Origin of the sequence: Rubrivivax benzoatilyticus JA2 = ATCC BAA-35, from assembly GCF_000190375.1 — a bacterium.
Taxonomy (GTDB): domain Bacteria; phylum Pseudomonadota; class Gammaproteobacteria; order Burkholderiales; family Burkholderiaceae_C; genus Rubrivivax; species Rubrivivax benzoatilyticus.
Genome location: NZ_AEWG01000063.1, coordinates 54,426 through 78,862, shown reverse-complemented (window position 1 = coordinate 78,862; position 24,437 = coordinate 54,426). Strand labels below are relative to the sequence as shown.

Genomic DNA, 24,437 nt, shown 5'->3' with positions numbered 1-24,437 from the left:
GACGGAGCACTGCGGCCCATCAAGCTGCCGCCATGCACCGGCTTCGCCGGGGCATCGGCGGCGCCACCTTGTGGGGCCGAGCCGGGACGTAGAGCGTCCAGTGGACGCTCTGCGCCAAGCGAGGGGCCGGGCGCATAGCCCGGCGCGGCCTGCAAGGCAGCGCCGAAGGCGCTACGGGGGTGGTTCATCACTTGTCCTTCAGCTCGACGCGACGGTTCTTGGACCAGGCGGCTTCGTCATGGCCCGGATCGGCCGGACGCTCCTTGCCGAAGCTGACCGGCTCGACCTGGCCGGCGGCCGCGCCCATCACCTGCAGCGCCTTGACGACGGCTTCGGCACGCTTCTGGCCCAGGGCCAGGTTGTACTCGCGGCCGCCGCGCTCGTCGGTGTGGCCTTCGGCGGTCAGGCGCACGGTCTTGTCCAGCGTCAGGAACTTGGCGTTGGCGTCGATGACGGGCTTGTACTCGTCCTTGACGACGTAGCTGTCGAAGTCGAAGTAGACGGTGCGCGCCTTGGCGGCAGCCGCGGCAGCGGCGTCACGGGCCGACAGTTCGACGGTGGCCACCTTGGACTGCGGCGTCGCGTTCGCGTTGGCGTTCGCGTCGGCGGTGGGACGCGTCTCGACCGGGGCCTTGTTCTCGGACAGGTCGGTCGTCGTGCCGCAGGCAGCCAGCAGCACGGCCGCGGCAGACAGCGCGGAGACGAGCGGCAGGCGGTGGAATCGGGTCATGGGAATACTCCTCTTGGGGGAAAAAACGGAAACAGGAAGAACAACGTCGGCGGGGCGCAACCGGCCGACACGGTCAGCGTTCGAACGGCCCCCAGGCAGGTTCGCGCATGTCGGCGCCGCTGCTCACCAGCCGCGTCTTGAACGAACCGTCGAGCGTGGTCGTCATCAGCACGTCGCGGCCTTGCTGACGCGTCGCGTAGACGATCAGCTTGCCGTTGGGCGCGAAACTCGGGCTCTCGTCGTCGCGCGTGTCGGTGAGCGTGCGCACACCGCCGGCGGCGAGGTCGAGCGTCATCAGCTTGAAGGCGTCGCCCTGGCGCGAGATGTAGGCCAGCAGCTTGCCGTCGGGGCTCACCGCCGGGCTGATGTTGTAGCCGCCGGTGAAGGTGACGCGCTGCGGGCCGCCGCCGTCCAGCGGCAGGCGGTAGACCTGCGGGCCGCCGCCGCGGTCGCTGACGAAGAAGATCGAGCGGCCGTCGGGCGCGTACACCGGCTCGGTGTCGATCGCCGAGCTGCTCGTCAGCCGCCGCGGCGTGCCGCCGGCACGCGGCATCGCGTAGAGCTGCGAGATGCCGTCGCGGGTCAGCGTCATCGCCAGCTCGCGGCCGTCGGGCGACCAGGCCGGCGCGCTGTTGGAGCCGCGGAAGTCGGCCAGCTTGCGCCGGCTGCCGGTGATCAGGTCCTGCACCCAGACCACCGCCTTCTGCGTCTCGAACGAGACATAGGCCAGCTCGCGGCCGTCGGGCGACCAGGCCGGCGAGATGATCGGCTCGGGGCTGGCCAGCGCGACCTGCCCGCCTTCGCCGTCGGCGTCGGTGACGTTCAGCGTGTAGCGCTTGCCGGCCTTGACGACGTAGACGATGCGCGTCGCGTTGACGCCGCGCTCGCCGGTCAGGGCCTCGTGGATGGCGTCGGCGATGCGGTGCGCGGTCAGGCGCAGGTCGGCGGCCAGCACCAGCTTGCTCTGCGCCACCAGCTGCTCGCCCTTGACGATGTCCCAGAGCGTGAAGCGGATGTCCAGGCGGCCGTCGGCCATGCGTGTCACCGAGCCGGCGACCACGGCATCGACACCGCGCGCGCGCCAGTCGGCGGCGGCGACGACGCTGCGCTCGTCCAGCGCCACCGGCGAGCCGGCGACGCGGAACATGCCGCTGCGCGCGAGGTCGGCGCCGACGATGCCCGAGACGGGCGTCGGCAGCGCGCCTTCGTCACGGAAGGGGGCGATCGCGATCGGGATCTGGCGCGCGCCGACGCCGGAGACGTCGACGCGGAACTGCGCGGCCGCCGGGAAGGCGGTGCCGGCGGCGGCCAGGGCGGTGAGGAAACGACGGCGCGGCCAGGCAGGGCTGCTGGACCGGTCTTCGAGGACTGTGTTCAAAGCGGGTAACGGCTTCGCGTCGGCAACCGGAAACGCGCCATTGTAGGCAGCCATCGCAGTGGCCCCTGTGAGCGGCGGTACAAGCCGCGGGTCGCCCCGGGTGGCGGCACGCCGCGCCGGCCGCGAGACTGCGGCGTCGCCACCTAAGCCGATGCCGCCGATGAGCCCCGTGTCCCGCTACCCCGTGCCCGAACTGAAGGACCTTCCCGAGGACCTGCGTGCCCGCATCCTCGAGGTGCAGGAGAAGGCCGGTTTCGTGCCCAACGTCTTCCTCGCGCTGGCCCACCGGCCGGCCGAGTGGCGCGCCTTCTTCGCCTATCACGACGCGCTGATGGCCAAGGAGACCGGCAGCCTGACCAAGGGCGAGCGCGAGATGATCGTCGTCGCCACCTCGGCGCGGAACCAGTGCCTGTACTGCGTCGTCGCGCACGGCGCGATCCTGCGCATCTACGAGAAGAAGCCGCTCGTCGCCGACCAGGTGGCGGTCAACCCCCTGAAGGCCGACATCAGCCCGCGTCAGCGCGCGATGCTGGACTTCGCGCTCAAGGTCTGCAGCGCCTCGCACGAGGTCGGAGAGGCCGACTTCGAGGCCCTGGCGGCACACGGCTTCGATGCCGAGGACGCCTGGGACATCGCCGCGATCACCGCCTTCTTCGGCCTGTCCAACCGCATCGCCAACGTCATCGGCATGCGGCCCAACGACGAGTTCTTCTTGATGGGCCGCATCCCCCGCAGCAAGAGCTGATCAGCGCGCCGGCGGCAGCAGCGCACGCAGCGTCGCCAGCGTGTCGGCCTCGTGCAGCGGCTTGTCGGCGCGCAGCCTCAGCATGCGCGGGAAACGCACCGCGATGCCGCTCTTGTGGCGGCCGCTCTCGGCCAGGCCCTCGAAGCCGAGCTCGAAGACCAGCGTCGGCCGCACGCTGCGCACCGGGCCGAACTTCTCCAGCGTCGTCTGCCGGATCACGCGGTCGACGGCGGCGAACTCGGCGTCGCTGAGGCCCGAGTAGGCCTTGGCGAAGGACACCAGGCGCAGCGGCGGCTCGCCGGCATCGACCTCGACCTCGGCGTCGGGCTCGGCGGCGCTGCGGCGCCCGGCCGCGGCGACCAGCGCCTCGACGGCGGCCTCGGCTTCGGCGGCGTCGCGCGGCGCGCGGTTCCAGACCGCGAAGCTGTAGTCGGTGTAGACGCTGGCGCGCCGGCCGTGGCCGGCCTGGGCGTAGACCAGCACGCAGTCGACCGCGTAAGGCTCGATCTTCCACTTCCACCAGACGCCGTCGGCCTTGGTGCGGCCGACGCCGTAGGCCGCACCGCGCTGCTTGAGCATCAGCCCTTCGACGCCGCGCTCACGCGCCTGCGCACGCAGCGCGGCGAGGCCCGCCCAGTCGGGCGCCGTCACCTCGGGCGAGACACGCAGCGGCGTCGGCGCCAGCAGCGCCTCGAGCCGCGCCCGACGCTCGTGCTGCGGCACGGCGCGCAGGTCCCGGCCGCCGGCTTCGAGCAGGTCGTAGGCGACGAAGACCACCGGCGCGTCGGCCAGCACCTTCTTCGTCAGCGTCTTGCGGCCGATGCGCTGCTGCAGCAGCGCGAACGGCGCCGGGCGCTCGTCGCCGGGGTGCCAGGCGAGGATCTCGCCGTCGAGCACCGTGCCGTCGGGCAAGCCGGTCGCGGCCGCGACGACCTCCGGGAAACGCTCTGTGACCAGTTCCTCGCCACGCGACCAGATCCAGCAGCCGCCGGCGCGGCACACCAGCTGGGCGCGGATGCCGTCGTACTTCCATTCGGCCAGCCAGTCGGCGACCGGCCCCAGCGTCGGCGGCTCGGCCTGCAGCGGGTGGGCGAGGAAAAACGGATACGGGCGGCCGGCGTCGGTGGCGGCGTCTTCACCCGGGGCCACCAGCGCCCGGTAGCGCTCGGCGCTGGGCGTCGCGCGTGCGTCGGTGTAGCCCATCATGCGCTGGGCGATGCGCTGGGCGTCCAGGCCCGAGGCCTGGGCCAGCGCACGCTGCACCAGCAGCCGGCTGACGCCGACGCGAAAGCCGCCGCCGATCAGCTTGACGTGCAGGAAGCGGCCGGTGGCGTCCAGCGCCGCCCAGTGTTCCGCCAGGCGCGCGGCCTGCTCGGCCGGGGCCAGCCCGCGCAGCGGCAGCAGGCGCTGCTCCACCCATTCGGCCAGGCCGCCGTCGGACGCACGTTCGGGCGCCGGCAGCACGTGGGCGATGGTCTCGGCGAGATCGCCGACGGCCTGGTAGCAGGCCTCGAACAGCCAGTCGTCGAGGCCGGCGAGCTGCTGCGCGGTGGCACGCAGCACGGCCGCCGGCACGAGCTGGCGCGGCCGGCCGCCGGCCAGGAAGTAGACCGCCCAGGCGGCATCCTCGGCCGGCGCCTCGGCGAAGTAACGCGCCAGCGCCGCCACCTTGTCGCCGGTGGCGGTGCTGGCGTCGAGCTGCAGGTACAGCGCGGCGAACTGGCGCATCGTGCGGCCGGCGCCGCCCGGCTTACGGCTCCAGGTCCGCCTGGGGCTCGACCGGCACCGGCGGACGCACGACGGTCACCGGCACCGGGCAGCGCTCGAGCAGGGCCATCGCCACCGGGCCGACGCCCTCGCCTTCTTCCTGCGCGCCCATGATCACGGCGTCGCAGCCGTAGGTCTCGACCAGGTCGACGAGCACGTGGCCCGGCTCGCCACCGGCCACCTCGCTCTCCCAGGAGGCGCCGGCGGCCTCGAGCAGCGCCTCGGCCGGCGCCAGCAGGTCGGCACCGGCGGCGCGGCGCACGTCGTCCAGCACCACCGGGTCGTGGGCGGTCATCACCTCGTACAGCGACGGCGGGGTCTGCACGTTGGCGAGCACGTAGCTCGCGTCCAGGCCCTCCTGGCGCAGGCGCAGCGCGTGCTGCACGGCGAACAGGGCGGACGGGGTGCCATCGACGGGCAACAGGATCTTCATCACCGGGACTTTCGGGTTTCGAGTCAACTCTCGCGCTTAGGTTAACCCTAGACTGGGCCCATGAGCACCCGCCATCTGGATTCGTTGTTCGAACCCCGCTCGGTGGCGGTGTTCGGCGCTTCCGATCGCCCTGCCAGCCTCGGGGCCACCGTCTGGGCCAACGCCGCCGGCAGCGGCTTCGAGGGCCCGGTCTGGGCCGTCAACCCGCGCCGGCCGGTGCTGGGCGGCCAGCGCGCCTACGCCCGCGCCGCCGACCTGCCCGAGGCGCCCGAGCTCGCCGTGCTGTGCACGCCGCCGGACACCGTCGCCAAGCTGGTGGCCGAACTCGGCAAACGCGGCACCCGCGCGGCGATCGTGATGACCGCCGGGCTGTCGCCCGGGCAGCGCCGGGCCGTGCAGGACGCCGCCCGCCCGCACCTGCTGCGGGTGCTGGGCCCGGACTGTCTGGGGCTGTTGAACCCGCGGCTCAAGCTCAACGCCAGCTTCGCCCACGTCACCGCGGCACCGGGCACGCTGGCCTTCGTCTCGCAGTCGGGCGCGCTGGTCACGGCGCTGCTGGACTGGGCGGCGGCGCGCGGCGTCGGCTTCTCGCTGTTCGCGTCACTGGGCGAGCAGCTCGACGTCGACTTCGGCGACCTGATCGACCACCTCGCCAGCGACGCCCACACACGCGCCATCCTGCTCTACGTCGAGACGGTGACCGACGCGCGCAAGTTCATGTCGGCCGCACGCGCGGCGGCGCGCAACAAGCCGGTGCTGATCGTCAAGGCCGGCCGCACCCAGGCAGGCCAGCGTGCCGCGGCCTCTCACACCGGCGTTCTGGCGACCTCCGACCTGGTCTTCGACGCCGCGATCCGCCGCGCCGGCATGCTGCGTGTGCAGACGCTGCAGGAACTCTTCGCCGCCGCCGAGACGCTGTCGCACCCGCGGCTGTCGCTGCGCGGCCCGGCCGCCGCCGAGCGCGAGCGCCTGACGGTGCTGACCAACGGCGGTGGCGCCGGCGTGCTGGCTGCCGACGCGGCGCAGGCCGCCGAGGTGCCGCTGGCCGAACCCAGCGCCGCGGTCTATGCCGCGCTGGACCGCGTGCTGCCGCCGCGCTGGTCGCGCGCCAATCCGGTGGACATCGTCGGCGACGCGCCGGTGCAGCGTTATGTCGACGCCATCGCCGCGCTGCACACCGACACCTCGCCGGGCACGCTGCTGTTCGTGCACGCGCCGACGGCCATCGTGCCGGCGGCCGAGGTCGCACGCGCGGTGATCCCGGCGCTGCAGCGTTCGCCGCTGCAGCCGATGACCTGCTGGCTCGGCGGCGACGCGGTGCGCGAGGCGCGTGCGCTGTGCCACGCCGCCGGGCTGCCGACCTACGACACGCCCGAGGACGCGGTGCGGGCACTGGGCATGCTGCAGACCTACCGCCGCAACCAGGAGCTGCTGATCCAGACGCCGCCGGCCGCCCCGCCCGAGCCGCTGTGGCATGCCGCCCAGGTGCACGCGCCGATCGACGCCGCACTGGCCGAAGGCCGCGAGTGGCTGACCGAGCCCGAGGCCAAGGCGGTGCTGGCCGCCGTCGGCGTGCCGGTCGTCGCCACGCACTCGGTCGCGCCCGACCCCGAGGCCGCGGTCGCCGCGGCGCAGGCGCTGGGCTTCCCGGTGGCGCTGAAGATCGTCGCGCCGGAGCTCGGCCACAAGAGCGACATCGGCGGCGTCGCGCTCGACCTCGACGACGCCGCCTCGGTGCGCGACGCCGCCAGCTCGATGCTGCGCCGCGTGCGCGAGCGCCAGCCGGGCGCGGCGATCACCGGTTTCTCGGTGCAGACCATGGTGCGCCGCGCCAGCGGGCTGGAGCTGATCGTCGGCGCGACGCTGGACCCGCTGTTCGGCCCGGTGATCCTGTTCGGCGCCGGCGGCACTGCGGTCGAGGTCGTCGCCGACCGCGCCGTCGCGCTGCCGCCGCTGAACCGGCCGCTGGCGCGCGCGCTGGTCGAACGCACGCGTGTCGCCCGGCTGCTGGCCGGCTGGCGCGACGTGCCGGCGGCCGACGTCGACGCCGTCTGCGACGTGCTGGTGCGCGTCTCGCAGCTGCTGGCCGACGAGCCGCGCATCGCCGAACTCGACCTCAACCCGCTGGTCGCCGACGCCCACGGCGTGCTGGCACTCGACGCCCGCATCCGCGTCGACGCGCGTGGCCCCGGCGGCAGCCGGCGCTTCGCGATCCGGCCCTACCCGGCCGACCTCAGCGAAACCGTCGCCTGGCAGGACCGCCAGCTGACGCTGCGCCCGATCCGCCCCGAAGACGAGGAGCAGCATCTCGAGTTCCTGGCCAAGCTGGACCCGAACGACATCCGCATGCGGGTCTTCTACAGCCGGCGCAGCATCGAGCACAGCGAGCTCGCGCGGCTGACGCAGATCGACTACGAGCGCGAGATGGCCTTCCTCGCCACCGCGCCCAAGACCGACGGCCCCGGCGAGGAGACGCTGGGCGTGGTGCGCGCGCTCTGCGACCCGGACAACGTCGAGGCCGAGTTCGGCATCGTCGTGCGTTCGGACATCAAGGGCGGGCGCCTGGGCGAGCGCCTGATGCGCAAGCTGATCGCCTACCTGAAGGCGCGTGGCACGCAGCGCCTGGTGGCCACCGTGCTCAGCGAGAACCGCCGCATGCTGGACCTGGCCGGCCGCCTGGGCTTCGACTACGACATCGAGCAGCCCGAGCCGGGCACCCGCCGCATCGTGCTGGCACTCTAGGCCGGCTCGTCGTCGCCGGCGCCGTATTCGGTGCGGAAGCTCCCGGCGTCCAGCCCCTGCTCGCAGAGCCAGCGCACCATCACCGCCTCATCGCCGTGCGTGACGATGATGCGTTCGGCGCCGGTGGCGACGATGGCGCGCTGCAGCCCCGGCCAGTCGGCGTGGTCGCTGAGCACGAAACCGCGGTCCACGCCCTGGCGCCGGCGTGCGCCGCGCAGCTGCATCCAGCCGCTGGCGAAAGCGTCGGAGCAGTCGCCCAGCCGGCGCGCCCAGGCGCTGCCGCGCACCGCCGGCGGCGCGACGACCAGCGCCCGCGACAGTGCCGCCTTGTCGAGCGCGTCGATCGGCTGCGTGGCCGGCAGCGCGACCCCAGCGGCGCGATAGGCCTCGTTGACCGACTCGACGGCGCCGTGAGCGACGATGGGCCCGATCGACGCGTCGACACCGGCCAGCAGGCGCTGCGCCTTGCCGAAGCTGTAGCCCAGCAGCAGGCTGGCGCGCCCGGCCTCGGCGTTGGCGCGCCACCAGGCGTCGATCTCGGCGAAGACCTCGGCCTGGCGCCGCCAGCGGTAGATCGGCAGGCCGAAGGTGCTCTCGGTGATGAAGCAGTGGCAGCGCTGCGGCTCGAACGGCGGGCAGGTCGGGTTGCGCTCGTCGGCGTGGGCGCTGGCGTAGTAGTCGCCCGAGGCCACCCAGACCTGGCCGCAGTGCTCCAGCCGCACCTGGGCCGAGCCGAGCACGTGGCCGGCCGGGTGCAGGCTGACACGCACGCCGCCGACGTGGACGGCTTCGCCCCAGGCCAGCGTCTGCAGGTTGATGTCGCCCAGGCGCGCGCGCAGCACGCCGGCGCCGTCGGCCTGCGCCAGGTAGGCGCCGTGGCCGCGGCGCGCGTGGTCGGCATGGGCGTGGGTGATGACCGCGCGCGCCACCGGCCGCCAGGGGTCGACGTGGAAGTCTCCGGCCGGGCAGTACAGACCTTCGGGGCGCTGGACGAGCAGGTCCCCGTTCATCGGCACAGCGCCGCGGCCGGCGTGGTGTCGTGCGGGCGCCGCGCTGCGGCGCCGGCCGCGGCCCGGCCCGACGACAATCGACTCATGAGCGGCCCCCGAGAACTCCGTCTGCTGGACGACGACGATAGCGCCAACCCGCTGCGCGTGATGCTGGACCCGCGCGGGCGCGTCTCGCGCCGCACCTTCTGGCTGTACGGCGTCGTCGCGCTCGGCGGCCTGGGGCTGCTGGGGCGCGCGCTGCTGGACATCGCGCGCATCGAGGCCGAGCACCGCGACGCGCTCTTGAACATGCTGCTCGTCTGGCCCGGCATCGCCGTCTCGGCCAAACGCTGGCGCGACCGCAACCGCTCGGGCTGGTGGGTCGCCGTCGGCCTGATCCCGGTGATCGGCCAGCTCTGGATGCTGCTGGACAACGGCTTCGTGCGCGGCACGGCGGGCGCGAACCGCTTCGGCCCGCCGCCCGTGCGCTGACTCAGCGCCCTGCCTCGCGCACCCAGCAGGCCACGCGCCGCCCCGCCACCTCGGCCAGCGCCGGGCGCTCGCCGGCGCAGCGCGGCTCGGCGATCGGGCAGCGCGCGTGGAAGGCGCAGCCGGCCGGCGGCGACAGCGGCGACGGCAGCTCGCCGGCCAGCACGATGCGCTGGCGGCGCGCCGCCGGGTCGACGGTCGGCGTGGCCGACAGCAGGGCCTGCGTGTAGGGGTGCTGCGGCGCGTCGAACAGCGCGTCGCGAGCGCCCTGCTCCACCGCGCGGCCGAGGTACATGACCATCACCTCGTCGGCCATGTGGCGCACGACGCCCAGGTCGTGCGAGATGAAGACGTAGGCCACGCCGAGCTCGGCCTGCAGGTCGGCCAGCAGGTTGAGCACCTGGGCGCGCACCGAGACGTCGAGCGCCGAGACCGGCTCGTCGAGCACCAGCACCCGCGGGCGCAGCATCAGCGCGCGTGCGATCGCGATGCGCTGGCGCTGGCCGCCGCTGAACATGTGCGGCCAGCGGCCGTAGTGCTCGTCGCGCAGGCCGACGCGGCGCAGCATCTCGCGCGCCGCCGCCTCGCGCGACGCGGCGTCGCGCTCGCCCTGCACCTCGAGCGGCTCGGTGAGCGCGGCGCCCACCGTCTGGCGCGGGTTCAGCGAGCCGTACGGGTTCTGGAAGACGATCTGCACCGCGCGGCGCAGCGCCCGGCGGCGTTCGGCATCGGCGCCGGCGACGTCCTGGCCGTCGACCAGCAGCCGGCCGCCCGACGGCGGCTCGATCATCGTCAGCACGCGCGCCAGCGTGCTCTTGCCGCAGCCCGACTCGCCGACCACGGCCAGCGTGCGCCCGGCCTCGACGGCGAACGAGACGCCGGCCAGCGCATGCACGACACCCGGCTTGGCGAACAGCCCGCGGCGCACCTCGTAGCGGCGCTGCAGGTCCTCGGCGACCAGCACGGCGCTCACGTCGGCACTCCTCGGATCAACGGAAAGTGGCACAGCGCCCGGCCCAGCTCGTCGCCGGCGTGGCCCGGCGGCGTCGCGCAGCGCGGCTGCGCGTGCGGGCAGCGCGGCGCGAACAGGCAGCCCTCGGGGCGGTCGAACTGCCCCGGCACGACGCCGGGGATCGCCGCCAGGCGCTGGCCGGCGGCGGCACGTTCGGGCAGCGCCGCCAGCAGCGCCGCGGTGTAGGGGTGGTGCGGGTCGGCGAACAAGGCGTCGACCGGCGCCGTCTCGACCTGGCGCCCGGCGTACTGCACGACGACGCGGTCGGCGGTCTCGGCGACGACGCCCAGGTCGTGCGTGATCAGCACCAGCGCCATGCCGGTCTCGCGCTGCAGCGCCAGCAGCAGGTCCAGGATCTGCGCCTGGATCGTCACGTCCAGGGCGGTGGTGGGCTCGTCGGCGATCAGCAGCCGCGGCTGGCAGGCCAGCGCCATCGCGATCATCACGCGCTGGCACATGCCGCCCGAGAGCTGGTGCGGGAAGGCCGAGGCGCGGCGCGCGGCGTCGGGGATGCCGACCTGTTCGAGCAGCTCGACGACGCGCCGCTTGCGCGCCGCGCGGTCCAGCCCGAGGTGCGTGGCCAGCGCCTCGCCGACCTGCCAGCCGACCGTGAAACACGGGTTCAGCGAGGACATCGGCTCCTGGAACACCATCGCGACGTCGCGGCCGACGAGCGCGCGGCGCTGCCTGGCGCTCAGCGTGCGCAGGTCCTGGCCGTCGAAGGCCATGCGGTCGGCGGTGACGGTGGCCGTCCACGGCAGCAGGCCCATCACGGCGAGCATCGCCACCGACTTGCCCGAGCCCGACTCGCCGACCACGGCCAGCACCTCGTCGCGCTCGACGACGAGGTCGATGCCGTCGACGGCGGTGAAGGCGCCGTGGCGCGTCGCGAAACGCACGCGCAGGTTGCGGATGTCGAGGAGGCTCATGAGCTGTGGTTCGGCAGGATTCGCACGCACAGCGGCGGGCGGATCGGGCGGCAGCCGCCGGGGGTTCCGCCTCGGCGGTCGGCCCTGCGGGCCGACTTCGCTGCGCTGCTCGGCTTCGCGGTCGCGCGGCCCAACTCGCTGCGCTCACTGCGTGAGCTCCGCTCAAACAGTCGGCCGCGAGTCAGATCACGATGCGCGCTGACGCGCGCCGACCGCGAAGCCTGCGCTGCTCGCCGCCTCCAGTCACCCCCGACGGCTGCCGCCCGCTCCGCCTGCACACGACAGTGGAACGCCGCCCGGCGCGCCAACGCTGGACGCCGGCGCACGTGTTCCAAGGACACAGCCCCGCCCATCACGACCGCCTCATCTTCGGATCGAGCGCGTCGCGCAGCCCGTCGCCCATCAGGTTGATCGACACGACGGTGATCAGGATCGCCAGGCCGGGCAGCGTCACCATCCAGGGGTCGGAGCGGATGAACTCGCGTGCGTCGGCGAGCATCGTGCCCCACTCGGCGGTCGGCGGCTGCGCGCCCAGGCCGAGGAAACCCAGCGCGGCGGCCTCGAGGATCGCGTCGCTGACGCCGAGTGCCGCCTGCACGATCAGCGGCGACAGGCAGTTGGGCAGCACGGTGCGGAACATCAGCCGCACCGGGCCGACGCCGGCCACGCGCGCGGCGACGACGTAGTCCTTGCCGAGCTCGGCCAGCGCCGACGCGCGCACCAGGCGCACGTAGCGCGGCAGGTAGACGATGGTCACCGCGACGATGGTGTTGACCAGGTTGGGCCCGAGCACCGCGACGACCAGGATCGCCAGCACCAGGCTGGGCACGGCCATGATCAGGTCCATCAGCCGCGTCACCGCGGTGTCCACCGCCAGCCCCAGCGGCCCCTTGAAGGACACGCAGGCCAGGCCCAGCAGCACGCCGAGCACGAAGGACACGCCCATCACCGCCAGGCCGATGAACAGCGACACGCGTGCGCCGTGGATCAGCCGCGACAGCATGTCGCGGCCCAGGCTGTCGGTGCCGAAGACGAACTGCGCGCTGCCGCCCTCGGCCCACATCGGCGGCATCCGCACCGCCTCGCGGAACTGCTCGGTCGGCGAGTACGGCGCGATGACGTCGGCGCCCAGCGCCAGCAGCACGACGAAGGCGACGACGACCAGGCCGGCGACGGCGCCGCGGTTCTCGCGGAACGCAGCCCAGAAGGCGCGCAGCGGCGACAGCTCGGCGGCAGGCGCAGCGGCAACAGCGGCGGCTTCAGCCTTGCAGGCCGCGTCGGGCCGGTGGCCCGACCCTTCGACCGGCGAGGCCGGCCCACCGGGCCGTCCACGTCCGTTCTCAGCCATGCCGGATCCTCGGGTTCAGCAGCCCGTAGGCCAGGTCGACGAGCAGGTTGACGCCGATGACGACCGCCGAGATCAGCATCACCCCGCCCTGCAGCGCCGGGTAGTCGCGGCGCGAGATCGACTCGATCAGCCACTTGCCGACGCCGGGCCAGGAGAAGATCGTCTCGGTCAGCACCGCGCCGGCCATCAGCGTGCCGACCTGCAGGCCGACGATGGTGACCACCGGGATCATCGCGTTGCGCAAGGCGTGCAGCCCGACGACACGCCACGGCGGCAGGCCCTTGGCGCGTGCGGTGCGCACGTAGTCCTCGCCCAGCACCTCGAGCATTGCCGAGCGGGTCATGCGCGCGATGACCGCCAGCGGGATCGTGCCGAGCACGATGGCCGGCAGCACCAGGTGGTGCAGCGCGTCCTTCACCGCGCCTTCCTGGCCCGACAGCCAGGCGTCGATGACCATGAAGCCGGTCACCGGCTCGAAGTAGAACTGGATCAGGTCGATGCGCCCGGACACTGGGGTCAGCCCCCAGCGCTCGGCGACGAACATGATCAGCAGCAGGCCCCACCAGAAGATCGGCATCGAGTAGCCGGTCACCGACAGGCCCATCAGCACCTGGTCGTAGACGCTGCCGCGGCGCGCGGCGGCGATCGTGCCGGCCGGGATGCCCAGCAGCACCGCCAGCAGCATGCCGGCGGCGGCCAGCTCCAGCGTCGCCGGGAACAGCGCCGCGAACTCGGTCAGTACCTTCTGGTTGGTCGCCAGCGAGGTGCCGAAGTCGCCCTGCAGCAGCTGGCCGCAGTAGTCGAGGAACTGCTTCCAGACCGGCTGGTCCAGGCCGAGCTCGTGGCGGAACATCGCCAGCCGCTCGGGGCTGATGCCGCGTTCGCCGACCCGCACCTCGACCGGATCGCCCGGCACCAGGCGGATCGCGACGAAGGTCACGAACATCAGCGCGACGAAAGTCGGCACCGTCAGCGCCAGGCGGCGCAGGAGGAAACGGAACATTCCGGAATCTCAGCCGGCAAACGGCGCGGATGCCTGCCGACCAGCCGCCATGCCCCCCCGGGGACCGGTCGCCGCAGGCGACCAGGGGGAGCGGCGGTGGAAGACGGGCCGAACCCGATCCGGGTCTCCCGGTCGGGTTCGGAGCCCCCTCGGGGGGCGGCCGCCAGACGGCCGGGGGCTCATCACTTCAGGCTCACGCCGGTGAACTCGTGCGAGCCGAACGGGCTCTGCTTGAAGCCCGTGACCTCCTTGCGCATCACCTCGTAGACGACCGAGTGCGCGATCTTCATGTCGGGCACCTCGGCGGCCTCGATGGCCTGCATCTCCTGATACAGCTTCAGGCGCGCCTTCTGGTCGGCCATCGTGCGCGCCTTCTCCAGCCGGTCGTCGAAGTCCTTGTTGCACCACTTGCTGAGGTTCTGGCCGCCGGCACGCGCGGCGTCGCAGCCGTGCAGGAAGAAGAAGTTGTCGGGGTCGCCGTTGTCGCCGGTCCAGCCCAGCATGCCGGTCATGTGCTCGCCCTGCTGCATGCGCTTGCGGTACTCGCCCCACTCGTAGGTGACGAGCTTGGCGTTGACGCCGATCTTGGCCAGGTCGGCCTGCATCATCTCGGCGATGCGCTTGGAGTTCGGGTTGTAGGGCCGCTGCACCGGCATGTACCAGAGGTCGATTTCCAGCGGCGTCTTCACGCCGGCCTTGGCCAGCAGCGCCTTGGCCTGGGCCGGGTCGTGCGGGATGGCCTTGGTCTTGTCGTCGTAGGCCCACATCGTCGGCGGGATCAGGTTCTTGGCCGCCTGGCCGGCGCCGAGGTAGACGTCGCGGATGATCGCGGCCTTGTCGATCGCCATGTTGAAGGCCAGGCGCACGTCCTTCTTGTCGAACGGCGGCTTCTGGTGGTTGAAGGCCCAGTAGGCGATGTTCAGGCCCGGCTTGCTGATGACCTGCAGCTTCGGGTCCTTCTGCATCTCGGGCAGGTCGGCCGGCCGCGGCGCGATGACGAAGTGGCACTCGCCGGCCTTGAGCTTGCTGTAGCGCGCCGTCGGGTCCGGCGTGATCGCGAACACCAGGCTGTCGACCATCGCCTTCTCGGCGCCCCAGTAGGCCGGATTCGCCTTGTAGCGGATCACCGCGTCCTTCTGGTAGGCGACGAAGCTGAACGGCCCGGTGCCCACCGGCACCTGGTCGAACTGCTCCTTGCGGTTGGCCTTGGCGAGGAAGTCGGCGTACTCGGCGGAGTGAATGGCGGCGAAGTCCATCGCCAGGTTGGCGAGCATCGTCACGTTCGGGCGCTTCAGCGTGATGCGCACCGTGTACGGGTCCAGCTTCTCCAGCGCCTGGAGATCCTGCGCCAGGCCCATGTCGGCGAAGTAGTCGTACTTGCCGCCCGAGACCTTGGCGTAGGGGTGCTCGGCCTTCCACTGGCGCTCGAACGAGAACAGCACGTCGTCGGCGTTGAACTCGCGTGTCGGCGTGAAGCCGTTGACGCCGGCGTGGAACTTGACGCCCTTGCGCAGCTTGAAGGTGAAGACCTTGGCGTCGGGCGACACCGTCCAGCTCTCGGCCAGGCCCGGCTCGACCTCGGTGCTGCCGCGCACGAAGTGCGTCAGCCGGTCGTAGACCGGACGTGCGGCGTCGAAGCTGGTGCCGGTGGTGTTGAGCGCCGGGGTGAAGTTCTCCGGCGAACCTTCGGAGCAGTAGACCAGGGTCTTGGCCTGGGCCGCGGCGCCGAAGGCGAGCAGCGCGGCGGCGGCGACGGCGAGACGGACGGACGGGAGTCGGGTCATCGAAGAGTCCTCCTGTGGGGTGCGGGCGATGCTAAACACTTCGGGCGCGGCATCGGTTGCCGCGCATGCAGGCGCGGAGGCGCCGGCGTCCGGTCCGCGCCACGGCCTTCAGTAGCGCCCGCCGATGCCGGCCAGGCGCAGGTAGACGCCGGCGCACCAGGCGACGAAACCGCGGTGCAGCCAACTGCGCCAGCCGCGCCCGGCGGGCTGGGTCTTGACCTCGTGCGAGGCCTCGATCGCGCTGTCCAGCCGGTCGGCCAGCGCCCGCGCGAACAGCGGGTCGCGCACGACGACGTTGGCCTCCAGGTTCAGCAGCAGCGACAGCGGGTCGATGTTGGAGCTGCCGACCGTCGCCCAGTCGTCGTCGACGACCGCCACCTTGGCGTGCAGGAAGGCCGGCGTGTACTCGTAGATGCGCACGCCATGGGCGCGCAGCTCGTCGTACAGCGCACGCGCGGCCAGCGCGGCGATGCGATAGTCGATCTTGCCCTGCAGCAGCAGGCGCACGCGCACGCCGCGCGCGGCGGCGCGGCGCAGCGCGCGGCGGAAGGTCTGGCCGGGATAGAAGTACGGCACGGCGATGTCGACGCGCTCGCGCGCGCCGCGGATCGCCTCGACGTAGCTGCGTTCGATGGCGCGGCGCTGGCGCAGGTTGTCGCGCACGACGAAGGCCGCACGCACCGGCTCGCCGCCGTCGTCGCCGGGCACCGGCTGCGGCCGCGCACGCAGCTGGCGCAGCAGCTGCACGGTCTGCTCGACCGGCGCCGAGCTGCGCGCCAGCGCCCGCAGCTCCTCGCCCCAGAAGTGGCCGAGGTGGGCGCGGGCCCACATCGCGCGCGCGGTGTCGCGCACCTGCCGGGCGATCGGGCCGCGCAGCTCGACGGCATAGTCCAGCCGCGGCGCGTCGCCCCAGCCGTGGTGCAGGTCGTGACGGTCGTCGATCAGGTTGATGCCGCCGACGTAGGCGATGTCGGCATCGACGACACACAGCTTCTGATGCAGGCGCCGCAACTGCCCCGGCTGCAGCCAGGCCCACCAGCGGTCCAGCGGGCGGAAGACCTCCAGCCGCACGCCACCGGGCAGCAGCCACTCGCGCAGCGTGGCCATGGTCTGCAGCGAACCGAAGCCGTCGACGACGACGTGGACCTCGACGCCGCGCCCGGCCGCCGCCGACAGCGCCGCGGCCACCGCCCGCGCGGCATCGTCGGAATGGAAGATGTAGGTCGCCAGCCAGACCTCGTGGCGCGCGGCGTCGATGGCCTCGACCATGCGCGGGAACAGCTCGTCGCCGCCCTGCAGCAGGCGCACGTCGTTGCCGCCGACGAACCGTGGCCGCGGCACCCCCGACCAGGCCCAGGCCGAGGGATCGTCCAGCGGCAGCGGCATCAGGCCGGCTCCAGTTCCGCGACCAGCGGCAGGTGGTCGGACATGCGCGCCCAGGCCATGCCGCGCGGCACCATCGTCGAGACGCAGCGCAGGCCGCGCAGGTAGAAGCGGTCGAGCGCGAACACCGGCGCCAGCGACGGGAAGGTCAGGCGCTGCTGGCGCGTGGACTCGGGCGCGAAGGCGCGCTGCAGGCCGATCGTCGCCATCGGCGAGTCCAGGCGCTCGCCCCAGTCGTTGAAGTCGCCGGCGACGATCAGCATCTCGCCGGGCGGCACGGTCGCGTCGATGAACTCGGCCAGCCGCGCGACCTGGCGCAGCCGGCTGGCGTGCACCAGGCCGAAGTGGGCGACGACGGCATGCACCGTCATGCCCTGCCACTGCACCGGCACGTGCAGCAGGCCGCGCTGCTCGAAGCGGTGGTCGCTGACGTCGTGGTGGCCGATGTCGCCGATCGGCCAGCGCGACAGCAGCGCGTTGCCGTGTTCGCCATGGCGCGTGATGGCGTTGGTGCGGTAGGCGACGTCGTAGCCCTCGGGAGCGAGGAACTCGGCCTGGCCCTGCTCGGGCCAGCCGAAGGAGGTGCGCTGGAAACGCCTCGACTCGCGCGTGTTGAACAGCCGCACTTCCTGCAGGAAGACCATGTCGGCGTCGAAGGACTCGACCGCCAGCCCCAGGTTGTGGATCTCCAGCCGCTTGCCGCGGCCGACGCCGCGCACGCCCTTGTGGATGTTGTAGGTGGCGACACGCAGCGCCTCCAACCCGGTGGCCGGGGGCATCAGCGTCGACTGCAGCGGGTTCAGCCGGTTCACGCGAAGGTCACGAAACGGGGCAGTTGCAGTATCGCCTCGGCGTTGCTGGGCGAGAAGCAGCGGTCGGCGGCTTCTCGCCACGGCAGCCAGCATGCGTCGCGGTGTTCACGCGGGTTCAGGATGACCGTCGTGTCCGCCGGCACGGTGAGGCCGAAGACGTGCTCGGTGTTGTGCGTGACGCCCGGCGCGTAGCGGTGGCGCCACACCGGGTAGATCTCGTAGACGTTGGACAGCTGCCAGTCGACGAGTTCGCCACCGGTGATGCCGGTCTCCTCGGCGACCTCGCGCCGCGCCGCGGCCTCCAGCGGCTCGCCGTCGAAGTCGATGGAGCCGGTGACGCTCTGCCAGAAGCCGGCCGGCTGGGCGCGCTCGATCAGCAGCACCTGGCCGTCGAGCCGGTGGATGACCACCAGCACCGACACCGGGATCTTGGGCGGACGCGTCATCGTGCGCGACGCGCGCGCACGGCCTCGGCGAGGCCGCGCAGCAGCGGCACGGTGTCGTCCCAGCCCAGGCAGGCGTCGGTGATCGACACGCCATGGGCCAGCGGGCAGCCCGGCGTCTGGTCCTGGCGGCCTTCGTGCAGATGGCTCTCGACCATCACGCCGACGATGCGGCGGTCGCCACCGGCGATCTGGCGGCCGACGTCGGCGGCGACCTCGATCTGGCGCCGCGGCTGCTTGGCCGAGTTGGCGTGCGAGCAGTCGATCATCACCTGCTCGCGCAGCCCGGCGCGGCGCAGCACGGCGCAGGCCGTTTGCACGGCGTCGGCGTCGAAGTTGGGCACCTTGCCGCCGCGCAGGATGACGTGGCCGTCGGGGTTGCCGCGCGTCTCGAAGATCGCCGCGACGCCCATCTTGGTCATGCCCATGAAGCTGTGCGGCGCGCTGGCGGCCATCAGCGCGTCGGCGGCGACCTGCACGCCGCCGTCGGTGCCGTTCTTGAAGCCCACCGGGCACGACAGCCCGCTGGCGAGCTGGCGGTGGCTCTGGCTCTCGGTGGTGCGGGCGCCGATCGCGCCCCAGGCGATGAGGTCGGCCAGGTACTGCGGCGACAGCAGGTCCAGGAACTCGGTGGCCGCCGGCAGGCCCAGCGCGCTGACGTCCAGCAGCAGCTCGCGCGCGCGGCGCAGGCCTTCGTTGATGCGGAAGCTGCCGTCCAGGCGCGGGTCGTTGACGAAGCCCTTCCAGCCCACCGTCGTGCGCGGCTTCTCGAAGTAGACGCGCATCACCATGACGATCTCGCCGGCCAGCTCGTCGGCCAGCGGCTTCAGGCGCCGCGCGTACTCCATCGCGGCCTCGTAGTCGTGGATCGAACACGGGCCGACGACGGCGACGAGGCGGTCGTCGCGGCCGTGCAGCACCTCGCCGATGGCGCGCCGGGCGCCGTCGACGACGGTCTGCACGGCGGCGGTGGCCGGCAGCTCGTCGAGCAGCACGGCCGGCGAGACCAGCGCGCGCACGGCGGCGATGCGGGTGTCGTCGGTGCGGGTGCTGTCCTGCGTGGCGGGGTCGCGCGGGCCGGCCTCGTGGTCGTGCACGGCGGAGTCTGGAGCGGTGGTCATCGGCGGGCGTCCTGGTGCCGCGGCGGGCGGCAGCGATGCGCCGCCGGGGGCGCCGCAGTATAGCCAGCGCCCCCGGCCGGGCCGGGCCGCAAGGCCGGCCAGAAAAAAGCGGCCCCAAGGGCCGCTTCTTCGTTCAGGCCGCGAGACCTCAGGCCTGCACCGGGTTGCGCAGGCGGATGTGCAGCTCGCGCAGCTGGGCTTCGTCGACGTTGCTCGGCGCGCCGGTCAGCAGGCACTGGGCGCGCTGGGTCTTCGGGAAGGCGATGACGTCGCGGATCGACTCGGCCTTGGTCATCAGCGTGACCAGGCGGTCCAGGCCGAAGGCCAGGCCGCCGTGCGGCGGCGCGCCGTACTGCAGCGCGTCGAGCAGGAAGCCGAACTTCACCTTGGCGTCCTCGGCGCTGATGTTCAGCGCCTTGAAGACCTTGCTCTGCACCTCGGCGCGGTGGATGCGCACCGAGCCGCCGCCGAGCTCCCAGCCGTTGAGCACCATGTCGTAGGCCTTGGCGACGCAGGCGCCCGGGTCGGTGTCCATCAGGTCCTCGTGCCCGTCCTTGGGCGCGGTGAACGGGTGGTGCACCGCGTTCCAGCGGCCGGCCTCGTCGTCGTGCTCGAACATCGGGAAGTCGACGACCCACAGCGGCGCCCACTTGTCCTCGAACAGCCCGTGCGTGCGGCCGAACTCGCTGTGGCCGATCTTCACGCGCAACGCGCCGAGCGCGTCGTCGACGACCTTGCGCTTGTCGGCGCCGAAGAAGATCAGGTCGCCGGCGGCGGCGCCGGTGCGCTTGAGGATCTCCTCGAGCGCCGCGTCGTGCAGGTTCTTGACGATCGGGCTCTGCAGGCCTTCACGGCCCTTGGCGAGGTCGTTGACCTTGATCCACGCGAGGCCCTTGGCGCCGTAGATCTTGACGAACTCGGTGTAGGCGTCGATCTCGCTGCGGCTCATCTCGGCGCCGCCGGGGATGCGCAGCGCCGCGACGCGGCCGCCCTTCATCGTCGCCGGGCCGGCGAAGACCTTGAAGTCCACCGTCTTCATCACGTCGGTCAGCTCGGTGAACTCGAGCTTGACGCGCAGGTCGGGCTTGTCCGAGCCGTAGCGATGCATCGCCTCGGCGTAGGTCAGCCGCTCGTAGACCGGCAGCTCGACGCCCAGCGCGTTGCGGAAGACACGACGGACCATGCCTTCGGTGATCTCGCGGATCTGCTCCTCGCCGAGGAACGAGGTCTCGATGTCGATCTGCGTGAACTCGGGCTGGCGGTCGGCGCGCAGGTCCTCGTCGCGGAAGCACTTGGTGATCTGGTAGTAGCGGTCGAAGCCCGCGACCATCAGCAGCTGCTTGAAGAGCTGGGGCGACTGCGGCAGCGCGAAGAACATGCCGTCGTGCACGCGGCTGGGCACGAGGTAGTCGCGCGCGCCTTCGGGCGTGCTCTTGGTCAGCATCGGCGTCTCGATGTCGACGAAGCCCTGCTCGTCGAGGTACTTGCGCACCTCCATCGCGACGCGGTAGCGCAGCATCAGGTTCTTCTGCATCGTCGGGCGGCGCAGGTCCAGCACGCGGTGCGTCAGGCGCACCGTCTCCGACAGGTTGTCGTCGTCGAGCTGGAACGGCGGCGTGACGCTGGGGTTCAGCACCTCGAGCTCGTAGGCCAGGACCTCGATCTTGCCGCTGGTGAGGTTGGTGTTCTCGGTGCCGGCCGGACGCGCGCGCACCTTGCCGACGACCTTCAGGCAGAACTCGTTGCGCACGCCCTCGGCGGCCTTGAACATCTCGGGGCGGTCGGGGTCGCAGACGATCTGCACGAGGCCTTCACGGTCGCGCAGGTCGATGAAGATCACGCCGCCGTGGTCGCGGCGACGGTGGGCCCAGCCCATCAGGGTCACGGTCTGGTCCATCAGCGTTTCGCTGACCAGGCCGCAGTACGTCGTTCTCATCGGGACACTCCAGGTATTCGGGGAATTCTTCGGGGAATCGGGTGGCGTCGTGGCGGGGCGGCGAACGCCCTCAGGACCGGCCGCGTGCCGCGGTGGCCGGCCCCGTCAATTTCGCAGCGCGGGCGGCTCGGTGCCGGGCGGGGCGACGACGCCCATCGAGATCACGTACTTCAGCGCCTCGTCGACGCTCATCTTCAGCTCGTGCACGTCGGCACGCGGCATCATCAGGAAAAAGCCCGAGGTCGGGTTCGGCGTCGTCGGCACGTAGACGCTGACGAAGTCGCCTGGCAGGTGGCTGGCGACCTCGCCGCCGGGCTTGCCAGTGACGAAGGCGATGGTCCACGAGCCCTGGCGCGGGTACTGCACCAGCACCGCCTCGCGGAAGGCGTTGCCGCTGGACGAGAACAGCGTGTCCGAGACCTGCTTGACCGAGCTGTAGATCGACTTGACGATCGGGATGCGCACCATCAGCGCATCCCACTGGCGCAGCCACCACTGGCCGACGAAGTTGGCGGCGAACACACCCGACAGCAGCAGCACGGCGAGCACGACGGCCACGCCGAGGCCGGGCACGCCGCGCAGGAACTCGACGGTCTCGTGGGTGGACTGCGGCAGCACGACCTGCGTCGCCGACAGCAGGCTGACGAAGACGCCGTCGAGCGCGCCGAGCAGCCACGACAGAACCCAGATCGTGACCGTCAGCGGCAGCCAGACCAGCAGGCCGGCGACGAAGTACTTTTTCACGGGTGGCTTTCGCGCGCCTTCAGCTGCCCGCCGACGGCGTGGGGGTGGGCGCGGGCGCCGGGGCCGCGGCAGGGGCCTCGGCCGGCTTGTCGGCCGGCTTGGCCGCGGTGTCGGCCGGTGCGCTCTCGGTCTTGGTGCTGCCCGTCTTGGCGCTGTCGCCACCGCGGAAATCGGTGACGTACCAGCCCGAGCCCTTCAACTGGAAACCCGCGGCGGTGACCTGTTTCTGGAAGGCCTCGGCGCCGCACGCCGGGCAGACCGTCAGCAGCGGATCGGAGATCTTCTGCAGCACGTCCCGGGCGTGCCCGCAGGCAGCGCAGCGGTACGCATAGATCGGCATGGCTAAACCCTTGATTTGAAAAGCAAAGCGTGAATTCTAACGTTTCGGCGGCAGGGCTTTGGCCGGGCCTCAGGCACCGGAGGTCTGCAGCAGGATGCGCGTGACGACCATCCCGACGACAAACCCCCCCAGCGCCCACAGCACCGCCTGCAGCAGCCGGTTGGTGCGCCGCTGCTCGGCCAGCAGCGCCAGCATCACCGGCGACGGCGCCGGCTCGGGCCGGGGCTTGAGCGCGGCGTGCACCAGCCGCGGCAGCTCGGGAATGATCTGCGCGTAGTGCGGCGCCTCGTGCTGCAGCCGGTCGAGCAGGCCGCGCCAGCCGATCTGCTCGTTCATCCAGCGCTCGAGGAAAGGCTTGGCCGTGGTCCACAGGTCCAGCTCGGGGTCGAGCTGGCGGCCCAGGCCCTCGATGTTCAGCAGCGTCTTCTGCAGCAGCACCAGCTGCGGCTGGATCTCGACGTTGAAGCGGCGCGAGGCCTGGAACAGCCGCATCAGCACCTGGCCGAGCGACAGGTCCTTCAGCGGCCGGTCGAAATGCGGCTCGCAGACGGCGCGGATCGCGCCTTCGAGCGCGTCGATGCGCGTGTCGGCCGGCACCCAGCCGCTCTCTACGTGCAGCTCGGCGACACGTTTGTAGTCGCGCCGGAAGAAGGCCAGGAAGTTGTAGGCCAGGTATTCCTTGTCGGTCTCGGTCAGCGTGCCGATGATCCCGAAGTCCAGCGCGATGTAGCGGCCGAAGGTCTCGCTCGCCAGGCTCACCTGGATGTTGCCCGGGTGCATGTCGGCGTGGAAGAAGCCGTCGCGGAAGACCTGGGTGAAGAAGATCGTGACGCCGTCGCGCGCCAGCTTCTTGAAGTCGACGCCGGCCTCGCGCAGGCGCTCGACCTGGCTGATCGGCACGCCGTACATGCGCTCCATGACGATGACCGAGGACGTGCAGTAGTCCCAGATCATCTCGGGCACCAGCAGCAGCTCGAGCCCGTCCATGTTGCGCCGCAACTGGGCGGCGTTGCTGGCCTCGCGCACGAGGTCCAGCTCGTCGTGCAGGTAGACGTCGAACTCGGCGACGACCTCGCGCGGGCGCAGCCGCTTGCCGTCGGCCGACAGGCGCTCGACCCAGCGCGCCAGCGTGTGCAGCAGCGTCAGGTCGTCGTCGATGACCTCGAGCATGCCCGGGCGCAGCACCTTGACGGCGACCTCGCGGCCGTCCTTCAGCGTCGCGAAGTGCACCTGCGCGATCGACGCGCTGGCCACCGGCTCGGTCTCGAAGTGGCTGAAGATGTCGTCGATGCCGCGGCCGAAGGCGCGCTCGACGAGCGCACGCGCGACCGCCGGCGGGAACGGCGGCACACGGTCCTGCAGCTTGGCGAGTTCGTCGGCGAGATCCAGCGGCAGCAGGTCGCGCCGCGTGGACAGCACCTGGCCGAACTTCACGAAGATCGGCCCCAGACGCTCGAAGGCGCGGCGCAGGCGCACGCCACGCGGCTCGTCCAGGCGGCGGCCGAACGTGACCAGGCGCACCAGCATGCGCACCCAGGGCTGGCGGAAGGCCGACAGCGCGACCTCGTCCAGGCCGAAGCGCAGGACGGTGAAGACGATGAAGATCAGGCGGGCGACACGCCGCATCTCGGGTTCCGGACGGTGAGGACGGGCAGCGTCAGCGCGAGCGCGGCCGCACGCGGCCCAGGCCCTGCACCGCGCTGCGCAGCGCGTGCGCGACGGCCGAACCCATGCGGTGCAGCTGCTGCGCGACGACCGGGCCGAAGAAACGCTCGAGATCGGCGGCGACGTCCCAGCGCAGGTTCTGCATCAGCCAGTTGACGTCGCCGGCGAGTTGGGCGTCGCCGTCGATGGCCACCGGGGGCAGCTCGCCGCCGAGCGCGCGCGCCAGCAGCAGCGCCGGGTTGGCGGCGTCGACACGCAGCGCGAGATCACAGGAGGCCGGGCGGTCCAGGCCGCACCATTCGAGCAGACCGGCGGGCGTGACGCGGAAGGCGAGCACCGGCGGCGGCGGCAGCAGCGAGGGCCAGGCGCTCGCGGCGAGCTCGAGCGTGCGCCCGGCGTGCGGCTTGAGCCGCTCGGTGGCGACCGATTCGCTGGACAGCACGTGGTTGATGACCAGCGTCAGCCGTTCCAGCACGGCCGGCGCGAGCAGGCTGTTGAGGGTTTGCAGCATCGTCGCATTGTAGGCAGGCGGCGCCCGGCATCGATCTTGCGCCATTGCAGCTTGCTGCGCGATTCGGCGGCCGGCGCGCGCAAGGCCGCCGGGGCGGCGGCTTCGCGCGCGGCGCCCGGCCCCGCTCGTGATG

22 protein-coding genes are annotated in these 24,437 nt (G+C 72.2%); 3 read left to right on the top strand and 19 right to left on the bottom strand.

Going from position 1 to position 24,437, the window contains the following annotated elements; translation table 11 throughout:
• Window positions 1-187 precede the first annotated feature (187 nt).
• Together pal and tolB are read right to left on the bottom strand one after the other, a co-directional pair.
• Window positions 188-730: a peptidoglycan-associated lipoprotein Pal gene (pal, locus tag RBXJA2T_RS07090; RefSeq protein ID WP_009856659.1), complete on the bottom strand. Its 543-nt coding sequence runs from the start codon at window positions 728-730 to the stop codon at window positions 188-190.
• 73 nt (window positions 731-803) lie between these two features.
• Window positions 804-2,108: a Tol-Pal system beta propeller repeat protein TolB gene (gene tolB / locus RBXJA2T_RS07085; RefSeq protein ID WP_009856658.1), complete on the bottom strand. Its 1,305-nt coding sequence runs from the start codon at window positions 2,106-2,108 to the stop codon at window positions 804-806.
• A 160-nt stretch (window positions 2,109-2,268) separates the two neighbouring features.
• Between tolB and RBXJA2T_RS07080 the strand changes: the two genes are divergently transcribed.
• Window positions 2,269-2,853 (top strand): peroxidase-related enzyme, encoded by a 585-nt coding sequence (locus RBXJA2T_RS07080; RefSeq protein WP_009856657.1) that lies wholly within the window; start codon window positions 2,269-2,271, stop codon window positions 2,851-2,853.
• Here the strand turns inward: RBXJA2T_RS07080 and RBXJA2T_RS07075 are convergent, their stop codons facing one another.
• Both RBXJA2T_RS07075 and RBXJA2T_RS07070 read right to left on the bottom strand, forming a co-directional pair.
• Window positions 2,854-4,581 (bottom strand): ATP-dependent DNA ligase, encoded by a 1,728-nt coding sequence (locus RBXJA2T_RS07075; RefSeq protein ID WP_009856656.1) that lies wholly within the window; start codon window positions 4,579-4,581, stop codon window positions 2,854-2,856. It lies immediately after the preceding gene.
• A gap of 22 nt (window positions 4,582-4,603) precedes the next feature.
• Window positions 4,604-5,053 carry a universal stress protein gene (locus RBXJA2T_RS07070; RefSeq protein WP_009856655.1) on the bottom strand — a complete coding sequence of 150 codons (450 nt, stop codon included), beginning with the start codon at window positions 5,051-5,053 and terminating at the stop codon, window positions 4,604-4,606.
• Between the two features lie 60 nt (window positions 5,054-5,113).
• Between RBXJA2T_RS07070 and RBXJA2T_RS07065 the strand changes: the two genes are divergently transcribed.
• Window positions 5,114-7,795, top strand: a complete 2,682-nt coding sequence (locus tag RBXJA2T_RS07065; RefSeq protein WP_029718651.1) for a bifunctional acetate--CoA ligase family protein/GNAT family N-acetyltransferase — start codon at window positions 5,114-5,116, stop codon at window positions 7,793-7,795.
• Here RBXJA2T_RS07065 and RBXJA2T_RS07060 read toward each other — a convergent pair.
• Entirely contained in the window at window positions 7,792-8,805 is a 1,014-nt protein-coding gene (locus tag RBXJA2T_RS07060) for a ligase-associated DNA damage response exonuclease (RefSeq protein WP_029718652.1), read from the bottom strand. The two genes, RBXJA2T_RS07065 and RBXJA2T_RS07060, sit on opposite strands and share 4 nt — an antisense overlap.
• 84 nt (window positions 8,806-8,889) lie before the next feature.
• Here RBXJA2T_RS07060 and RBXJA2T_RS07055 point away from each other — a divergent pair, with 84 nt between their 5' ends.
• Window positions 8,890-9,276 carry a DUF805 domain-containing protein gene (locus RBXJA2T_RS07055; RefSeq protein ID WP_009856652.1) on the top strand — a complete coding sequence of 129 codons (387 nt, stop codon included), beginning with the start codon at window positions 8,890-8,892 and terminating at the stop codon, window positions 9,274-9,276.
• Between the two features lies 1 nt (window position 9,277).
• Here RBXJA2T_RS07055 and RBXJA2T_RS07050 read toward each other — a convergent pair whose 3' ends face one another.
• The 14 genes from RBXJA2T_RS07050 to RBXJA2T_RS06985 form a co-directional block, all read right to left on the bottom strand.
• Window positions 9,278-10,246, bottom strand: a complete 969-nt coding sequence (locus RBXJA2T_RS07050) for a dipeptide ABC transporter ATP-binding protein (RefSeq protein ID WP_009856651.1) — start codon at window positions 10,244-10,246, stop codon at window positions 9,278-9,280.
• Window positions 10,243-11,214: an ABC transporter ATP-binding protein gene (locus RBXJA2T_RS07045; protein ID WP_009856650.1), complete on the bottom strand. Its 972-nt coding sequence runs from the start codon at window positions 11,212-11,214 to the stop codon at window positions 10,243-10,245. The genes RBXJA2T_RS07050 and RBXJA2T_RS07045 overlap by 4 nt, the downstream gene beginning before the upstream one ends.
• A gap of 352 nt (window positions 11,215-11,566) precedes the next feature.
• Complete coding sequence (locus RBXJA2T_RS07040) at window positions 11,567-12,562, bottom strand: ABC transporter permease subunit (protein ID WP_009856649.1); 996 nt, start codon at window positions 12,560-12,562, stop codon at window positions 11,567-11,569.
• On the bottom strand, window positions 12,555-13,565 hold the full coding sequence (locus tag RBXJA2T_RS07035; RefSeq protein ID WP_009856648.1) for an ABC transporter permease subunit: 1,011 nt from the start codon (window positions 13,563-13,565) through the stop codon (window positions 12,555-12,557). Before RBXJA2T_RS07035 ends, RBXJA2T_RS07040 begins: the two co-directional genes overlap by 8 nt.
• A gap of 182 nt (window positions 13,566-13,747) precedes the next feature.
• Window positions 13,748-15,349, bottom strand: a complete 1,602-nt coding sequence (locus RBXJA2T_RS07030) for an ABC transporter substrate-binding protein (RefSeq protein ID WP_009856647.1) — start codon at window positions 15,347-15,349, stop codon at window positions 13,748-13,750.
• Between the two features lie 108 nt (window positions 15,350-15,457).
• Window positions 15,458-16,735 carry a cardiolipin synthase ClsB gene (clsB, locus tag RBXJA2T_RS07025; protein ID WP_009856646.1) on the bottom strand — a complete coding sequence of 426 codons (1,278 nt, stop codon included), beginning with the start codon at window positions 16,733-16,735 and terminating at the stop codon, window positions 15,458-15,460.
• The gene (locus tag RBXJA2T_RS07020; RefSeq protein WP_009856645.1) at window positions 16,735-17,544 is read right to left on the bottom strand and encodes an endonuclease/exonuclease/phosphatase family protein; all 810 of its coding nucleotides are present in this window, start codon (window positions 17,542-17,544) and stop codon (window positions 16,735-16,737) included. Before RBXJA2T_RS07020 ends, clsB begins: the two co-directional genes overlap by 1 nt.
• Entirely contained in the window at window positions 17,541-17,990 is a 450-nt protein-coding gene (gene nudB, locus RBXJA2T_RS07015) for a dihydroneopterin triphosphate diphosphatase (protein WP_009856644.1), read from the bottom strand. Before nudB ends, RBXJA2T_RS07020 begins: the two co-directional genes overlap by 4 nt.
• Window positions 17,987-19,108 (bottom strand): 3-deoxy-7-phosphoheptulonate synthase, encoded by a 1,122-nt coding sequence (locus tag RBXJA2T_RS07010; RefSeq protein WP_029718654.1) that lies wholly within the window; start codon window positions 19,106-19,108, stop codon window positions 17,987-17,989. Before RBXJA2T_RS07010 ends, nudB begins: the two co-directional genes overlap by 4 nt.
• 148 nt (window positions 19,109-19,256) lie before the next feature.
• Complete coding sequence (gene aspS, locus RBXJA2T_RS07005; RefSeq protein ID WP_009856642.1) at window positions 19,257-21,044, bottom strand: aspartate--tRNA ligase; 1,788 nt, start codon at window positions 21,042-21,044, stop codon at window positions 19,257-19,259.
• 105 nt (window positions 21,045-21,149) lie between these two features.
• Window positions 21,150-21,788, bottom strand: a complete 639-nt coding sequence (locus RBXJA2T_RS07000) for a DUF502 domain-containing protein (RefSeq protein ID WP_009856641.1) — start codon at window positions 21,786-21,788, stop codon at window positions 21,150-21,152.
• Window positions 21,789-21,807: 19 nt separating this feature from the next.
• Complete coding sequence (locus RBXJA2T_RS06995) at window positions 21,808-22,128, bottom strand: FmdB family zinc ribbon protein (RefSeq protein ID WP_009856640.1); 321 nt, start codon at window positions 22,126-22,128, stop codon at window positions 21,808-21,810.
• Window positions 22,129-22,197: 69 nt separating this feature from the next.
• On the bottom strand, window positions 22,198-23,754 hold the full coding sequence (gene ubiB, locus RBXJA2T_RS06990; RefSeq protein WP_009856639.1) for a ubiquinone biosynthesis regulatory protein kinase UbiB: 1,557 nt from the start codon (window positions 23,752-23,754) through the stop codon (window positions 22,198-22,200).
• A 31-nt stretch (window positions 23,755-23,785) separates the two neighbouring features.
• The gene (locus RBXJA2T_RS06985; RefSeq protein ID WP_009856638.1) at window positions 23,786-24,304 is read right to left on the bottom strand and encodes a hypothetical protein; all 519 of its coding nucleotides are present in this window, start codon (window positions 24,302-24,304) and stop codon (window positions 23,786-23,788) included.
• Window positions 24,305-24,437 lie beyond the last annotated feature (133 nt).

What these genes read in the sequence shown, in the direction of transcription:
- pal (WP_009856659.1), bottom strand. Translation starts at nt 730, where the DNA reads ATGACCCGATTCCACCGCCTGCCGCTCGTCTCCGCGCTGTCTGCCGCG.
- RBXJA2T_RS07080 (WP_009856657.1), top strand. Translation starts at nt 2,269, where the DNA reads ATGAGCCCCGTGTCCCGCTACCCCGTGCCCGAACTGAAGGACCTTCCC.
- RBXJA2T_RS07075 (WP_009856656.1), bottom strand. Translation starts at nt 4,581, where the DNA reads ATGCGCCAGTTCGCCGCGCTGTACCTGCAGCTCGACGCCAGCACCGCC.
- RBXJA2T_RS07070 (WP_009856655.1), bottom strand. Translation starts at nt 5,053, where the DNA reads ATGAAGATCCTGTTGCCCGTCGATGGCACCCCGTCCGCCCTGTTCGCC.
- RBXJA2T_RS07065 (WP_029718651.1), top strand. Translation starts at nt 5,114, where the DNA reads ATGAGCACCCGCCATCTGGATTCGTTGTTCGAACCCCGCTCGGTGGCG.
- RBXJA2T_RS07060 (WP_029718652.1), bottom strand. Translation starts at nt 8,805, where the DNA reads ATGAACGGGGACCTGCTCGTCCAGCGCCCCGAAGGTCTGTACTGCCCG.
- RBXJA2T_RS07055 (WP_009856652.1), top strand. Translation starts at nt 8,890, where the DNA reads ATGAGCGGCCCCCGAGAACTCCGTCTGCTGGACGACGACGATAGCGCC.
- RBXJA2T_RS07045 (WP_009856650.1), bottom strand. Translation starts at nt 11,214, where the DNA reads ATGAGCCTCCTCGACATCCGCAACCTGCGCGTGCGTTTCGCGACGCGC.
- RBXJA2T_RS07040 (WP_009856649.1), bottom strand. Translation starts at nt 12,562, where the DNA reads ATGGCTGAGAACGGACGTGGACGGCCCGGTGGGCCGGCCTCGCCGGTC.
- RBXJA2T_RS07035 (WP_009856648.1), bottom strand. Translation starts at nt 13,565, where the DNA reads ATGTTCCGTTTCCTCCTGCGCCGCCTGGCGCTGACGGTGCCGACTTTC.
- RBXJA2T_RS07030 (WP_009856647.1), bottom strand. Translation starts at nt 15,349, where the DNA reads ATGACCCGACTCCCGTCCGTCCGTCTCGCCGTCGCCGCCGCCGCGCTG.
- clsB (WP_009856646.1), bottom strand. Translation starts at nt 16,735, where the DNA reads ATGCCGCTGCCGCTGGACGATCCCTCGGCCTGGGCCTGGTCGGGGGTG.
- nudB (WP_009856644.1), bottom strand. Translation starts at nt 17,990, where the DNA reads ATGACGCGTCCGCCCAAGATCCCGGTGTCGGTGCTGGTGGTCATCCAC.
- RBXJA2T_RS07010 (WP_029718654.1), bottom strand. Translation starts at nt 19,108, where the DNA reads ATGACCACCGCTCCAGACTCCGCCGTGCACGACCACGAGGCCGGCCCG.
- aspS (WP_009856642.1), bottom strand. Translation starts at nt 21,044, where the DNA reads ATGAGAACGACGTACTGCGGCCTGGTCAGCGAAACGCTGATGGACCAG.
- RBXJA2T_RS06995 (WP_009856640.1), bottom strand. Translation starts at nt 22,128, where the DNA reads ATGCCGATCTATGCGTACCGCTGCGCTGCCTGCGGGCACGCCCGGGAC.
- ubiB (WP_009856639.1), bottom strand. Translation starts at nt 23,754, where the DNA reads ATGCGGCGTGTCGCCCGCCTGATCTTCATCGTCTTCACCGTCCTGCGC.
- RBXJA2T_RS06985 (WP_009856638.1), bottom strand. Translation starts at nt 24,304, where the DNA reads ATGCTGCAAACCCTCAACAGCCTGCTCGCGCCGGCCGTGCTGGAACGG.